Source organism: uncultured Anaerococcus sp., from assembly GCF_937934665.1.
Lineage (GTDB): Bacteria > Bacillota > Clostridia > Tissierellales > Peptoniphilaceae > Anaerococcus.
The window spans coordinates 1-14481 of record NZ_CALGYW010000083.1 but is presented as its reverse complement, the minus strand read 5'-3'; the positions used below and the strand labels follow the sequence as shown (position 1 = coordinate 14481).

Here is a 14481-nt window from a genome sequence, read left to right as displayed (position 1 = left end):
CCTGATTAAGAATTTGGTTGATTTTTATTTACCAACACTATTTGACAAAGAGCCTAAATACTCAGGGATGGCTTTTTTATTTCTCTTGACTTTTATAAATAGCGTTGGCAATGGCCATAGACATAGCTTCTGCTGCAAGAGCTCCTACTAGGTTGATATTTGCCTTAACCTTATTTGTAGCAAGAGAAAATATGGTATCTCCGTCAAATAAGGTATGGACAGGATTTATAGACCTCGCGTAGCCATCGTGGGCCATGCCGGCAATTTTAGTAAGCTCTGTCTTAGAAAAAATCGCATTTGTAGCAACTGCACCAATTGTGGTATTAGAAGGCTTGATATCAGCAAAAGATCCTAGGATTTGGTCTATAAAATCCATGGTCTTAAAAATCTTTCCGTCCTTAGTTGGTCCTGCTATCTGAAGTCCCTTGTGATAATCAAATATATCTCCAAAGGCATTTACAGCTACAATTGCAGATACAACTAGGTCGCCTTTTTTTATAGAAGCCTGTCCAAGGCCTGACTTTACTAAATATTCTGGACCAAGACCCTTTCCAACTGTGGCCCCAGTACCTGCTCCAACTATACCCTGGCTTGTATCTGAATAGGTCGCTTTTTCAAAAGCTTCTTGAGTCATGGCATAATCTGGCCTTGCCTTAGGATTTTTGTAGGCTAGATCAAATAAGACTGCCTGGCTAATTATGGGAACTATTCCTACTCCCACATCAAAGCCTATGCCCTCTTTTTCTAAGAGTTTCATCAAGTGGCTGGCCGCTTCTAGGCCGTAGGCAGACCCACCTGATAAAATTATAGACGAAACTTCAGAAACCTGGTTTAAAGGATTTAAAAGATCTGTCTCGCGAGTGCCTGGCGCTCCTCCCCTAACATCTACTCCTGCAGTATTTCCTGGATCTGGAAGGATTATAGTAAGACCTGTCCCTCCCTCAAGGTCCTCGGCGTGGCCAAGTCTTATATTTCCTACATCAGTAAAATATCCACTATACATTAGATATCCTCATTTCTATAGGTATCCATCATAGATCCAAAAACATCAGATGAAGATGGAGGTGTATAGGAAATAGCATTTGCCCCTGCCTTAATGGTCTCCATTATAGATTTTCCGCTCTTGCCACCTGTGGCTATAATTGGAAAGTCATCGCCAATATCAGCCCTTATATGAGCTACGAGATCTGCTGTGTACTTGCCTCCTGAAATATTTAATATCTCAGCTCCTGCTTCAATCTTTGCTCTGTAGTCATTTTTTAGGGAAGTAACTGTTGCTATGACAGGTATATCGACAAATTTTGAAATCTCTCTTATATCCTCATGAGGGATAGGTCCATTTACAACTACCCCATAGGCACCAGCAAGTTCTGCATAGTAGGCTATAGCCCTTGACCTAGGACCCTGGGTAGTTCCTCCCCCAACTCCTATAAAGCAAGGAACAGAAGCAATCGAGATAATAGCTAATGTAATTGAGTTTAGCGGAGTGTATGGGTAGACTGCCATGATAGAATCCGCATTTGAATTACGAATTATGGCAAGGTCTGTGGTAAAAAGTAGGGATTTTATCCTCTTATCAAAGATCTTTATCCCACTTGCCTTATAAATTTCTTCTGGAACAGAAATAAAAGATTTTCTTAGTTTAGAATGTACCTCAGGTACTTTTTTTCTTTCAATCATCTTAGTCCCTTTCAAATAAATCTCTGGTGTAAAGCTTATCTTTTACGTCTTTTAGGTCGTCTTCAACCCTATTTGCTATAATAAGATCAGCTTCCTTAAAGTCCTCTAAGTCTCGGATTAATTTCATCCCTTCAAAGTCATCACCTTCTAGGTTTGGTTCATAAATTACTATATCAGCTCCACTTTCTTTTAGTTTATTAATCACATCAAAGATAGCAGACTTTCTAAAATTATCCGAACCTTTTTTCATAACTAGCCTATAAACTCCGATTCTCTTGGGATTTTTTGATAAAATATCAGAGCTTACATAGTCTTTTCTAAGCTCATTAGAATCAATAATAGCCTTAAAAAGGGCTGAAGGGATATTTTCAAAATTGGCATATAATTGCTTGGAGTCTTTTGGCAGGCAATATCCTCCATAACCAAAGGATGGGTTGTTGTAGTGATTTCCTATCCTAGGATCTGCAGAAACCCCATCTATTATAGACTTAGAATCAAGACCCTTATCTAGGGAAAAGTTATCAAGCTCATTGAAAAATGCCACCCTCATAGCAAGGTAGGTATTAGCAAAAAGCTTTACAGCCTCTGCCTCACCCCTTCCCATAAGAAATACATCTGGCTTATTTAAAGCCTCGTCCTTATAAAGTTTGGCAATCATTTTTCCAAGATTAGTCTCATCTGAGACAATTATCCTAGAAGGATTTAAGGAATCATAAAGAGCCCTACCCTCTCTTAGAAATTCTGGAGAAAATATTATATTCTCACAGTCATATTCCTTATTTTTGCCCTCAGTATAGCCAATAGGAATGGTTGACTTGATAAGAATAGGTAAGTCACTTCTGATGTCTTTAATCATCTTTATAGCATCATCTAGAAAAGAAGTGTCAAAGTATTGTGTAGTCTCATCGTAATTAGTCGGAAGGGCTAAAATTACAAGGTCTGCATTCTTAAAATCCTCTTCGCCACTTGTCTTGGCAATCAAGTTTAGATCCTTGTTAGCTAAATAATCTATTATGTAATCGTCTTTTAGGGGCGATTTTTTATTATTAATGGCCTCAACCTTCTTAGGGTCAATTTCAAGGCCAATAACCTCGTTTGTTTGGGCGAGTAAAACTGCATTTGATAGGCCTACATAGCCCATGCCCATTACTATAATTTTCATTATTACTCCTTAGCTTCTAACTTTCTTATATTTTACATTTATTAAATTTAATTACAATTTTCTAAAAACTATAGCCTCGTAGGGCCTTAAGACAATAGTCCTATAAAGCCTACGGCGGGTTAGAGATCCTAGTAAAAAGTCATAGTCCTTGTAGTCCATAAGCTTAAAGGCAAGGTCTACTAGGACTTCTTTTTCAATAAGGTTTGCTAAAAACAAAAGTTTTTCTCCCTCACCTTCTCTAATAAAGGCAAGGATGTTTTTTTCCTTGGGCAAAATCTTACTAGTTTTGACAAACTTTTTCATCTCGTTTTTTAAAGAGAAAAGTTCTCGTAAAAACTTTACATCTTCAAAATCAAGGTCCCTCTCTTCTATATATAGGCTCGATTTTAAAAAGAAAAGTGTCATAAAAATCAATCTCTTGCCAGAACTAGGATAATTCTTAAAATTTATTTCTTCTTTCTTAAAATTTTTAGGACTAAGGATAAGCCCCGCATTTACCTTTTCAAAATCTTTGGAAAGCTTTAAAAGATCCTTGCTCTTATCCCTAGGCCTTACTAAAGAAAGGCAGGAAAGATTTGGACTTGACAGGGCTAGGAGAGTTTTATAAGATACATCAACTTCTCCTAAGGATAAGATATCCCTATTAAAAAAGGTATTTTTATTTAATTCCCTAAGAGCTTCGATAAGGCTCATACCCCTTCCAAATTCTTCTAAACCAAGAAGGTCAAAGGCTCTTAGCCCGTGTTTAATTAAAAAGGCTATAAAATGATAGAGGCTCTTTCTAATTTTGGGATCAGATAAGGATATACTTTGCACCTCGACCCCCAAAAGTTTTGCTATAAGAGTTTTTATATCAAAACGAAGCACAAGTTTTATACCAACTTCCTCATAATATTTATTTAGGGAAATAACTTGGTTGATTTCTTCCTTAGTTAATCTATCAAAAGGCTCAATGACAAGACCATCTATCCTAAGACTCTGGTAAAATCTCCTATTTACTTTTAATTTATTAGGCTCAGTAAGCCCAGTTTTAACTAGTAGTAAATCTCTCATGACTCTATTATACTCCTTTAAGTGTAAGGCTTAAGACGTATAATCTAAAGAGAAAGGAAAGAATATGTTAGAACTTAAAAATATATCAAAAATTTACCACACGAGAGGCTTCTCCCAGAAAGCCCTTGACGGTGTGTCTATTTCTTTTAGAGAAAATGAATTTGTTTCTATCCTAGGCCAGTCGGGCGGCGGCAAGACTACCCTCCTTAACGTAATAGGCGGTCTTATGCGCTACGACGAGGGTGACCTAATAATTGACGGTAGGTCCACCAAGAAATTTACTGACAAGGACTGGGACTACTATAGAAATGTAAGAATTGGTTTTATCTTCCAATCCTACAACCTTATAAGCCACCAATCGGTCCTTGAAAATGTAAAATTATCATTGACCCTCGCCAATAAAAATACTGGCGACATGGAACAAAAAGCTATAAATGCCTTAGAAAGAGTTGGTCTTAAAGACCATATCCACAAAAAACCAGCAGAGCTTTCAGGTGGGCAAATGCAAAGGGTTGCTATAGCAAGAGCCCTTGTAAATGACCCCCAAATCCTTTTAGCTGATGAGCCTACAGGAGCCCTCGATAGTGAGACTTCAATCGAAATTATGAATCTCCTTAAGGAAATTGCAAGAGACAAGCTTGTAATCATGGTAACCCACAATAAGGACCTCGCAGAAGAGTATTCAACAAGGATTATCGGCATCAAGGACGGAAGGATTGTCTCTGACTCAGATCCCTATAATAAATCGGATACGACTGATAAATTCAAGATTTCAAAGATTGCCCTTAAGCTTAAAACAGCCCTCGGACTTTCTTTTAACAATTTATTAAACAAAAAAGCCAGGACCCTTCTTACAGCCTTTGCAGGATCAATTGGAATAATTGGCATAGCCCTAATTCTCTCAATATCAAATGGAGCGAGCGATTTTATTGAACAAAACCAAAAAAACGCCCTCAAGTCCTACCCCATTGACATAGAAAGAAGCTCTGTAGACCTATCATCCCTTGGTGATATGGGAGACGAGGAAGAGAATAACACCGATACAAGTAAGGTTATATCAAATGATATAGGTCTTAAAAATAGGTCCAAACTATCAGGAACTGGGCCAGAAAATGACCTAGAAAAATTTAAAACCTACCTAGAAGCCAACGATAAAAAACTAAGCGAAGACATAGGCAACCACTTTATCTCCTATAGCTACAATGGTGGCTTCGATATCTTTACCGAGGACCCAAAGGGAGAATTGGTAAATACAGATGGGTCTGATTTTGAAAGCGCAAGACCTACTGGCTTTAACTTTTTACCAGGTTTTGGAAGTGGAAATAAAAATCCAAACTTTTCTCAACTTATAACTACTAGGGACGGAGAAATTTCACCAATGGTTAAGGAAGAATATGAACTAGTTTCTGGTAAGTGGCCAGAAGGTCCCAATGACCTAATCCTCTTTACAGACTACTCTAACCAAATCCTAAGGTCTAAGTTTTACGAATTGGGACTGCTAGAAAAAGAAGAATACGAGGACATCCTAGCTGACCTTGACGATAATAAAAAAGTTGATATTAAAAAAGTCACCATCAATCCAGAAGATATCCTAGGCCATGAATACAAAATCCTGACCCCTTCTGATTATTATGAAAAAGATGGTGAAAACTACGTAAATATCAAGGATGATAAGGCAAAGGTAGAAGAAAAGATCAAAAATGCCAAAACCCTAAAAATCGTGGGTATAGCCCGCAAGGTAAATGACGATGACAATAGGATTATAACAACTCCCCTAGCCTACACAGAAGGCTTTACAAAGGAGATGATATCCTACGTAGACAATCAAGAAATAATCAAAAACCAACTTGATAACAAAGACATCAATGTCCTAAATAAGATAAAATTTAAGGCAGAAAACGATGACGAAAAGGTAAAATTAACTAAAGACTACCTAAAAAACCTATCTGAAAAAAATCTCCTTAGGGTAAATACTTGGATCCTTCAAAACAAAAAAGATCTAGTAGAAAAAATGCAGGAAGAAAGCAAAAAACTTGCCATAGCTGGAAAGATGCCAGCAAATCCTAGTGAAGATGCAAATAACAGGCAAATGGTGGACTATCTTCTAAAAGAAGATGACAAAAAAAGCTACCTTGAAATCTACGATGACTTCCTAAAAGACTTCTCCTACAAGAAAAACCTAGAAGAATTAGGCTATATAGACGAAAAAAACCCATCAAAAATTTCTATCTATGTAGACAATTTTGAAAATAGGGACAAGGTCAAAAAATTTATCAATGAATATAACAAGGATAAAAAAATAGAAGATCAAATCTCCTATACCGACCTAATCGGGATCATATCTAAATCTATCACAGATATAATAGGAGCCATCTCCTACATCCTCATAGCCTTTGTAGGAGTATCCCTTATCGTATCATCAATAATGATAGGGATAATCACCTATATTTCAGTCTTTGAAAGGACCAAAGAAATAGGTATCCTAAGGGCCATAGGTGCAAGTAAAAAAGATATCTACAAGGTCTTTATGGCAGAAACCCTAATAATTGGTCTTCTTTCAGGCCTCATAGGTGTGGGTCTAACCTACATTTTAAATATCTTTATCACAAGGATAATGGTAAATATGTCTGGTTTTGCTGATATAAGCGCGACCCTTCCGGCAGGAGCAGCAGTCGTTTTAGTTCTCATATCAGTCGGACTAAGTCTACTAGCTGGTCTTATCCCATCAAGAATAGCAGCCAAAAAAGACCCAGTCGAAGCCTTATCTGCAGAATAAAATAAAAAGAATTAATCGATTCTCGGTTAGCTCTTTTTACTTGCCCATAGACGAGCAGATTTTACAAGATTTTTACAATTCCTATTTGTTTTTGCTGGTATTGTCCCTATGTAAGGAGGATTTTATGGCAAATTTCTTAGACTCTGCTTTCCCATTCATAATAGCTGGAATATTTCTAGCCTTACTTATCGGCTTAATTTATAAGAAAAACAAATAAATCCTAACTAAAAATACCCTCCTTACTGGTTTGTCCAGTAAAGAGGGTACATATCAATTTTGGGGTTTATTTGTCTATCTTTCATCCAATCTTTCAATTTCTTCTATATCTTTTTCAACCCTGTCAATTAGCTCTTCAACAAGATTTGGGAAGGCTCTAAGGATTCTCTTCTCACCCACCTTATCAAAACGAGTGGCGATTTCTGATCTAATTTTCTCCCTCTTGCTTTCAAGTTCTTTAACTCTTGGACTTTCTTCGATCTCTTCTTTCTTAGTTTTGACCTTCATAGTTCTATCATAAACTCGCCTGCCAATATTATCTGAAACTACTCTCATATCAAGATTTGCCTCTTCAATTTTCTTAAATTTCTTATTAAGACCAATCAAGGTTAGGATTGTAAGAGTCAGATCTACTACAAAAATTATTAAAAGAATAATATCTGTATAAAAAATAAATTTTGGATTTAAAACGGCAAAAAGTCTTTGAATTAATGGATGGACTGCTTCATAAAGTACAAAGCAAGCAAGGCCCCAAATCACTGAAAATTCAACACATATATAGCCGCCTAGGTTGTATCTCATCTCAGAATAGTCCCACCATTTTTTATGGAAAATCTTCTCCAAAAGAAAGCCTCCCACAAGTTCGAGGGCTGTGGCTATAAAAACTGATCCAAAAAACAAAACTAATTTATTAGTCTTTCCAATATCTGTCAGAAAATATATAACTCCCAAGGCCCCAAACCCATAAATCGGACAAACAGGCCCATTTAGAAAACCCCTATTAATAAAGCGTCCAGTCTTCACAGCCTGGAAGGAAACCTCCATTATCCAACCTATAAAAGCATAGACAAAAAAATATCCTATGTAAAACTTAATAAAATCATCTCCTTATTTACTATTATCTATATATTATACTCCATATAAAAAATGAGGACTAAAAAAGTGTCCAAGACTTGCCTGAGCACTCTTATATCAAATTAAGTTTATTAATACCTTCTCTATTTTAGTAGTAGCTATCATTTGGTCTACATATTAGGCTACACCTTTTATAAAATGCTTTTTAATCTCCTTCGTCAAGGCCAAATTTTTTTGTGTAGTTTAATTCAAAGCTTGGTTCATAAAACTTGATATTTAGACAGGAAGTGTTTATTCTCCAATAGGCTCTCTTCGAAATTTATTTTCTAGCTCTAGGGGTGAATTTATTTTGTCTTTAGTATATATCAGCATTTCATTCATTGCATCAATTAATAAGCCTGATGATCCATAAGTTGTCTAATGGCAACTATACTTCAACGATAAGAATTCCTTCTTCACCATCTGGAAGTTCATTCACTATCTTTCCTTCATTAAACAAACAAGCTCCACCCCTTGCTATATTGTCACTATTTTTATCTAGACAATGTGAGTTAACATACAAAATATTACTGCCACATTTTTGAGCTTGTTGAGCATATTCGTATTTCAAACTTTCATTCCATTCTTTAGAGTCAAAATCTGTATAAACTGGCCAGAAAACTATATCAGAATCTAAATTCTCCATTTGAATACAATTTTCTGCATACCAAAAATCACCACACAAACCTACTGAAATAGTTTTCTCTAAGTAAGAGAATTGTCCAAATCCTTCACCTTCTAGATAGTGAAAATCTGCAACAGGTTCTTTCCATCCTATAGATACACGTCTAAAATTATCTAGTGTTTTACCATCCTTAGAGATAGTTAACTGACTACTGTATAACTTATCCTCATCCTTTTCTATATAGCCAAATGAAACTGCTACTTTATATTTTTTACACAAAAATCTAATTTCATCTATTATTGATGAATCTTGACTTACAGCTATATCTATGTCTATTGAATAATCCCAAGTTAGACAATCAAAGCCTTGCAAAAAACTTTCTCCAAAGAGAATCAAATCAGCATGAATAGCATGTTTTTTTACCGTTTCTTTAATTTTGTCAAAGTTATAATTTAAATCATTTGTTAGAAAACCTATCGCTGCTAAAGCTATTTTCATAGAAAACTACTCCTTTTATTTTTTGTAGGGACTCTGAAACCCAGTATTCACTGTTACTATTTTCTGACGTCATAATTATTACAAGTAACCCTGTTGAAAAATCCATAACATTTGAACTTTTATTAATTCCTGCTAATTTGACCAATAATTTGACTTCATAAGATGGGTTTAAGACAACATAATTACGTTTATCCTATCGATTTCCAAGTCGAGAATACATTTCATTAAATAATTTACCTTTAATGTCTGTTGTAAGTCTATTTTTACCATAACCACATCTTTTAGAAGCATATTCATTTATCGCTTTGTCTATCTCATATATTAAGCTTTCTTGTTATAGTTTATAATCTAATCCACATTCTTTTAACCATCCATTCACTAAATCTGCAATGTTTGGCTCTATTGATTGTACTTTCACCATTTCTACCTCACTGTTTTTATTTGTGCTCTCTATTATTGTATCATATTTCAAGTTTATTACAGAATAAAAAACTGACTAATATCCCAACTAAAAAAGTGCCCCTTTGGACACTTTATTTCTATAACTATTTAATCTCTTTAGTCATGGTTGGTTTCTGCTTCTTCGTCATTATCTATGGCTTCTTGGATGGTTTCTTGAGCTTTTTCTGCCATTTCCTCGTTGTCTATGTGAGAACGGTCGATTAACTTGTTGAGTCTTTCTTCATCTTGAGGGGTAAAGTCTATATCATCGTCGAGTTTTTTTCTCATATAGTGCCTGATTCCAAGTCTTTTCATGGATTCTTGCCTGATTGCTGTTCTTTCTTTGAAGTAGGCAAAGATTAAAAGTCCTGTCATAAAGATGCCGATATAGCCTATTATAGGGTAAAACATTGATACCAGACTCTTAAAACCAAGGAAAGATAGGACAAAACCAAGTCCAGTTATTAAAACTAGCATTTTCTTAAAACGGCCTTCATCATCATTTGAAAATCTTCTAGCTAGGGCATAAAATAAGGAAATCCCGGTGTTAAAGATCATACCAAAGATTACCACTGCCATGATAAGGCCTAATATTGGACTTATATCTTCTAGGATATAAAGCATTGGAATATCAAGGGTATATACTTCTTTAACCCTTAGAAAAAGTGTAAGAGTAATTAGAAAACCCATTATTCCAACAACAGCTCCACCAAATAGTCCTCCCCAACCGGCATTTTCTGTATTTAACTCATCTCCACCTAGGACAAAGCCCATGGATACGGCAGTCATAAGGCACATGCCAAAGTAGTTTATAACAGAAAGACCTAGGTTATTAAAATTTGCAGGAAGGCTTGATGCAAAGGCATTTAGGTCTTGCCAGTCTGGCCTTGCTGTTACTATGGTAAAAATCGATCCAACAAGAACAAAAACAACGATTAGGGGTGAAAATGAGCCAATAACTTGGCTTACCTTATCAAAGTCCATCATTCCTACTACTATTATTAAAAGAGCACATACTACCCTACCAATATTTTCATTTATACCAAAGGCTTGGTTAAGGTTAGAACCTGCTCCTGCTATCATTACAAAACCCACTACAAAACAGGTAAATATCAAAGATATGTCCATAAATTTCGAAATAACTTTGTTGCTTATCTCATCAAAAACATCTGAGTGGTCGGTTGCCAGGTAGTGGCTACCAAGGATTAGCAAGATTCCGCCGATTATCATGTGTAAAAGACCAACGAGACCGATTCCCACAAGTCCGGGGATTCCCAAAGCGACAAAGTATTGCAAAAGCTCTTGACCTGAGGCAAGTCCTGCCCCTGTGAGGACTCCTATGTAGGCGAGCATTATTTTTAAAGTGTGTTTATTCATACTTCCTCCATTTTATCATGATACCATAAAGAATCGATTTAGCAAGATAAACAAAAAAAAGACCTCATAAGAAGTCTTTGTATTGTGAGATTTGGTAATCTTAACACTAATAAAATGGTCCTAAATTTATGGGATTCCTCGTCAAATCCTTCGGATTCTCTGTCCCTTCGACTAGCCTCAGGGTAAACTCATTAAGGGATTTTTCGAACTTACTGTTTTTTCTAAATCCCCAATAAGTCTTATGAGGTCATCTTCTCTAGGGCCTTCATATTTGTAATCAGGATTTCGTTACGACCAATTATCTCAATTAGTCCCATCTTTTCAAAACTTGATAGCTTTCTAGAAAGAGTCTCTCTTACTATGCCCGAATAAGACCCTAATTCTTCACGGCTTAGGTGGACTTCAACTAAAACTCCATCCTTTTTGACTATGCCGACATCATCAGCCAAATCTAAAAGCAATTTTGCAACCTTCATATCAGCATTTTGGGTAGATAGCCTGTCTATAAGTTCTTCACTCCTCCTTATCCTTCTAAAGGATTGGTCTAAAACCTTAACCAAGACCTTGTTGTTTTTCTTAAGGATATTATCAAAATCAATCTTTGATATTGTTAAAAGTCTAGCCTTGGTGAGTGCCCTTGCCTCATAAAGGTAAGATTCGTGGGTTAAAAGATTGTGACCTCCAACAAAATCATCTTTCCCGTAGATATATAAGATTTGCTCCCTGCCGTCAGAAAGGTAGGTGGAAATTTTTATAAAACCCTCAAGAATGATATACATAAAATCTGCCGGATCATTAAAGGAAAAAATCTTATCGCCTTTTTTATACATTAAAACCTGAGGCCTGTATCGAAATCTGGCGAGTTCTTCATCTGTAAGAAAGGCCAAGAGGCTTTCTTCGTTTTCTTTGTAGTTTTTCATATTGTTCTCCTACAAAGATTTTAACATATTATTGACATAGATTTCAAAATCTTTTGCCTTATCTTTATCCATGGCCTCCATATTTTTGATTTTGTAATCCTTGCCCATATCTTTATATTTGCCCACTCCCATCTTGTGGTAGGGAAGAATTTCAATTTCATCGATATTTTTTTTTAGGGGCCTTACAAAGTCCACGAGTTTTTCCATATCTTCTAAGGTGTCGGTGACAAAGGGCATCATCACATGCCTTATCCAGACCCTGGTATCTGTATTTTTAATACTCTCCATAAATTTTATGAGTTTGTCTTGGTGGTTCTTGGTTATTTCATTAAAAAAGTAAGGGTCGTAGTGTTTGATATCGAGAAGGATTAGATCAGCTTCTTTGGCTATCTGATCATAGTATTTTGTATCTCCCACACCCGAAGTATCGACTGCGACATGGATATCTTCCTCATGGAGGGCCCTGATTGCCTCAAGGACAAAGGCCCCACTTGCTAGGGGCTCGCCACCTGAGATTGTGACTCCGCCCCCGTTTTTGTAGTAGGGTTTCATTCTCTTTGCCCTTTTTACAAGATCATCGACTGTAAATTCTTTCCCATAGGCCATAGATTGGGTGTCAGGATTATGGCAAAATACACACCTTAGAGGACAGCCAGAAAGAAAAAACACTGTCCTAATCCCAGGCCCGTCTACAAGGCCCATTGTTTCTATCGAATGTAATTTTGCCATAGTTCCTCCTTTATTTATTCTTTCATCATTTACTTTTACTAATTATTGGTGATTGTGGAAGGTTCTTTCTAGAACTTCAAGCTTTTGTTCGTCTGTAAGTCTGTTAAAGTGAACAGCATAGCCTGATACTCTGATTGTAAGGTTTGGGTATTTTTCTGGGTTGTGGTAGGCATCCAGAAGTTTTTCTCTTTGAAGGACGTTGACATTTAGGTGGAAGGCATCTTGGCCAAAATATCCGTCCATGATATTTACAAGGTTGTCAATCCTTATATCTTCTTCCTTGCCTAAGGCATCTGGCACAATTGAGAAGGTATTTGAAATACCGTCTTCGCAGACGCATTCATAAGGAAGCTTTGCCACAGAATTTAGACTTGCAAGGGCACCTGACTCGTCCCTACCGTGCATTGGGTTTGCACCTGGAGCAAAGGCTTCTCCTGCCTTACGGCCATCTGGAGTTGTACCTGTTTTCTTGCCGTACATTACATTTGATGTAATTGTAAGGACTGAAAGGGTTAGTTTTGCGTTTTTGTAGGTTGCGTGCTTCTTAAGTTCGTTTGAAAAGTAAGTCAGAACGTCAACTGCAAGTTCATCTACCCTGTCATCATCATTTCCATATTTTGGGAAATCTCCTGTAGTTTCAAAGTCAATTGCTATTCCATTTTCATCCCTAATTGGCTTAACTTTTCCGTATTTAATAGCAGAAAGTGAGTCTGCCACTATTGAAATACCAGCAACCCCTGTAGCAAGATTTCTCTTGACACTTGTATCGTGAAGAGCCATTTGGCCAGCTTCATAAGCATATTTATCGTGCATGTAGTGGATTACATTTAGGGCATTGATATAAAGGCCAGAAAGATTTGTAATTACCTTCTTATAGTTTTCCATAACCTTATCAAAGTCTAAAACATCATCTGTAATTGGCTCAATTCCGTCAAATACCTTGATGATTGACCCATCTTTTGCCCTTTTCTTTTCGTCTACTCCTCCATTTATTGAGTAAAGTAGAGCCTTAGCAAGGTTTGCCCTTGCTCCGAAGAATTGCATTTCCTTGCCAACCTCCATGGCAGATACACAACAAGCAATGGCATAGTCATCTCCATACATATCTCTCATAAGATCGTCGTTTTCGTATTGGATTGAGTCTGTTAGGATGGAAACTTTTGAGCAGAATTTCTTCCATGCTTCTGGTAAGCTTTCCGCCCAAAGGATTGTCATATTTGGCTCTGGAGCAGATCCTAGGTTGATAAGTGTGTGGAGGAACCTGAAAGCAGTCTTTGTCACAAGGGTCCTGCCATCAAGGCCCATACCCCCTATTGATTCTGTAACCCAGGTTGGGTCTCCACCAAAAACTTCGTCATATTCTGGTGTCCTTAGGTGGCGGACAAGTCTTAGTTTTATAACTAATTGGTCAATTAATTCTTGAGCACCCATTTCATCGAGGATTCCCTCGTCCATATCTCTCTTGATATAAATATCAAGGAAAGTAGTATTTCTACCAAAGGACATAGCCGCCCCGTTGTTTTCCTTAACAGCTGCAAGATAGCCAAGATATAAAAATTGAACAGCTTCTGTGGCATTTTTGGCAGGTTTTGAAATATCAATACCATATTTGGCAGCCATATTTTTAATATCGCCAAGGGCTCTAATTTGCTCGCTCACTTCTTCCCTAAGTCTGATTGAGGATTCAAGATTATTTTCGTCTATTTCGATATTGTCTAGATCTTTACGCTTTTCCTCAACTAGCCTATCTATACCATAAAGGGCAATCCTTCTGTAATCTCCAATAATCCTACCACGGCCATAGGCATCTGGCAGCCCTGTCAAAAGACCGACAGTCCTTGCTGTTCTCATATCCTTAGTATATGCGTCAAAAACACCTTCATTGTGGGTCTTTCTAAATTCTTTGAAATATTTTTCCTGAACTTGATCCATCTCTTGGCCATAGGCTTCAAGAGATTGTTCAACCATCCTGTAGCCGCCGTATGGGTTTACAATTCTTTTTAGAACCTCATCTGTTTGAAGTCCAACAATGACCTCGTTTTCTTGGTCTATGTAGCCAGCGTCAAAACCATCTATAGATGAGAACCTTGTAGTATCAGCATTTCTATAG

The 14481-nt window shown here is 36.8% G+C and carries 11 protein-coding genes; 1 reads left to right on the top strand and 10 read right to left on the bottom strand.

Going from position 1 to position 14481, the window contains the following annotated elements:
* Nucleotides 1-76: 76 nt before the first annotated feature.
* The 4 genes from Q0410_RS04780 to Q0410_RS04765 are packed head-to-tail and all read right to left on the bottom strand — an operon-like array spanning nt 77 to nt 3895.
* Entirely contained in the window at nt 77-1003 is a 927-nt protein-coding gene (locus Q0410_RS04780; protein WP_299033568.1) for a P1 family peptidase, read from the bottom strand.
* Entirely contained in the window at nt 1003-1680 is a 678-nt protein-coding gene (locus Q0410_RS04775; protein ID WP_299033563.1) for a hydrolase, read from the bottom strand. Before Q0410_RS04775 ends, Q0410_RS04780 begins: the two co-directional genes overlap by 1 nt.
* A 1-nt stretch (nt 1681) precedes the next feature.
* Nucleotides 1682-2842, bottom strand: a complete 1161-nt coding sequence (locus tag Q0410_RS04770; RefSeq protein ID WP_299033560.1) for a nucleotide sugar dehydrogenase — start codon at nt 2840-2842, stop codon at nt 1682-1684.
* A gap of 51 nt (nt 2843-2893) precedes the next feature.
* Nucleotides 2894-3895, bottom strand: a complete 1002-nt coding sequence (locus Q0410_RS04765; protein ID WP_299033557.1) for a hypothetical protein — start codon at nt 3893-3895, stop codon at nt 2894-2896.
* A 64-nt stretch (nt 3896-3959) separates the two neighbouring features.
* Between Q0410_RS04765 and Q0410_RS04760 the strand changes: the two genes are divergently transcribed.
* Nucleotides 3960-6671 (top strand): ATP-binding cassette domain-containing protein, encoded by a 2712-nt coding sequence (locus Q0410_RS04760; protein WP_299033554.1) that lies wholly within the window; start codon nt 3960-3962, stop codon nt 6669-6671.
* Between the two features lie 291 nt (nt 6672-6962).
* Here the strand turns inward: Q0410_RS04760 and Q0410_RS04755 are convergent, their stop codons facing one another.
* From Q0410_RS04755 to pflB, 6 genes are all read right to left on the bottom strand, one after another.
* Nucleotides 6963-7751, bottom strand: coding sequence for a putative ABC transporter permease (locus Q0410_RS04755; protein WP_367178710.1), 789 nt, complete (start codon nt 7749-7751; stop codon nt 6963-6965).
* A 418-nt stretch (nt 7752-8169) separates the two neighbouring features.
* Nucleotides 8170-8904 (bottom strand): carbon-nitrogen hydrolase family protein, encoded by a 735-nt coding sequence (locus Q0410_RS04750; RefSeq protein ID WP_299033551.1) that lies wholly within the window; start codon nt 8902-8904, stop codon nt 8170-8172.
* 558 nt (nt 8905-9462) lie between these two features.
* Nucleotides 9463-10722 (bottom strand): hypothetical protein, encoded by a 1260-nt coding sequence (locus tag Q0410_RS04745; protein WP_299033548.1) that lies wholly within the window; start codon nt 10720-10722, stop codon nt 9463-9465.
* 239 nt (nt 10723-10961) lie between these two features.
* Complete coding sequence (locus Q0410_RS04740; RefSeq protein ID WP_299033545.1) at nt 10962-11642, bottom strand: Crp/Fnr family transcriptional regulator; 681 nt, start codon at nt 11640-11642, stop codon at nt 10962-10964.
* Nucleotides 11643-11651: 9 nt separating this feature from the next.
* Nucleotides 11652-12371 (bottom strand): pyruvate formate-lyase-activating protein, encoded by a 720-nt coding sequence (pflA, locus tag Q0410_RS04735; protein WP_299033540.1) that lies wholly within the window; start codon nt 12369-12371, stop codon nt 11652-11654.
* Nucleotides 12372-12413: 42 nt separating this feature from the next.
* Nucleotides 12414-14481 (bottom strand): formate C-acetyltransferase (gene pflB, locus Q0410_RS04730; RefSeq protein WP_299033537.1); only part of this gene is annotated, 2068 nt, incomplete at its 5' end.

Bases quoted from the DNA above. Each gene is read 5' to 3' on its own strand.
- Q0410_RS04780 (WP_299033568.1), bottom strand. From the start codon at position 1,003: ATGTATAGTGGATATTTTACTGATGTAGGAAATATAAGACTTGGCCAC.
- Q0410_RS04745 (WP_299033548.1), bottom strand. From the start codon at position 10,722: ATGAATAAACACACTTTAAAAATAATGCTCGCCTACATAGGAGTCCTC.
- Q0410_RS04750 (WP_299033551.1), bottom strand. From the start codon at position 8,904: ATGAAAATAGCTTTAGCAGCGATAGGTTTTCTAACAAATGATTTAAAT.
- Q0410_RS04740 (WP_299033545.1), bottom strand. From the start codon at position 11,642: ATGAAAAACTACAAAGAAAACGAAGAAAGCCTCTTGGCCTTTCTTACA.
- pflA (WP_299033540.1), bottom strand. From the start codon at position 12,371: ATGGCAAAATTACATTCGATAGAAACAATGGGCCTTGTAGACGGGCCT.
- Q0410_RS04770 (WP_299033560.1), bottom strand. From the start codon at position 2,842: ATGAAAATTATAGTAATGGGCATGGGCTATGTAGGCCTATCAAATGCA.
- Q0410_RS04775 (WP_299033563.1), bottom strand. From the start codon at position 1,680: ATGATTGAAAGAAAAAAAGTACCTGAGGTACATTCTAAACTAAGAAAA.
- Q0410_RS04760 (WP_299033554.1), top strand. From the start codon at position 3,960: ATGTTAGAACTTAAAAATATATCAAAAATTTACCACACGAGAGGCTTC.
- Q0410_RS04765 (WP_299033557.1), bottom strand. From the start codon at position 3,895: ATGAGAGATTTACTACTAGTTAAAACTGGGCTTACTGAGCCTAATAAA.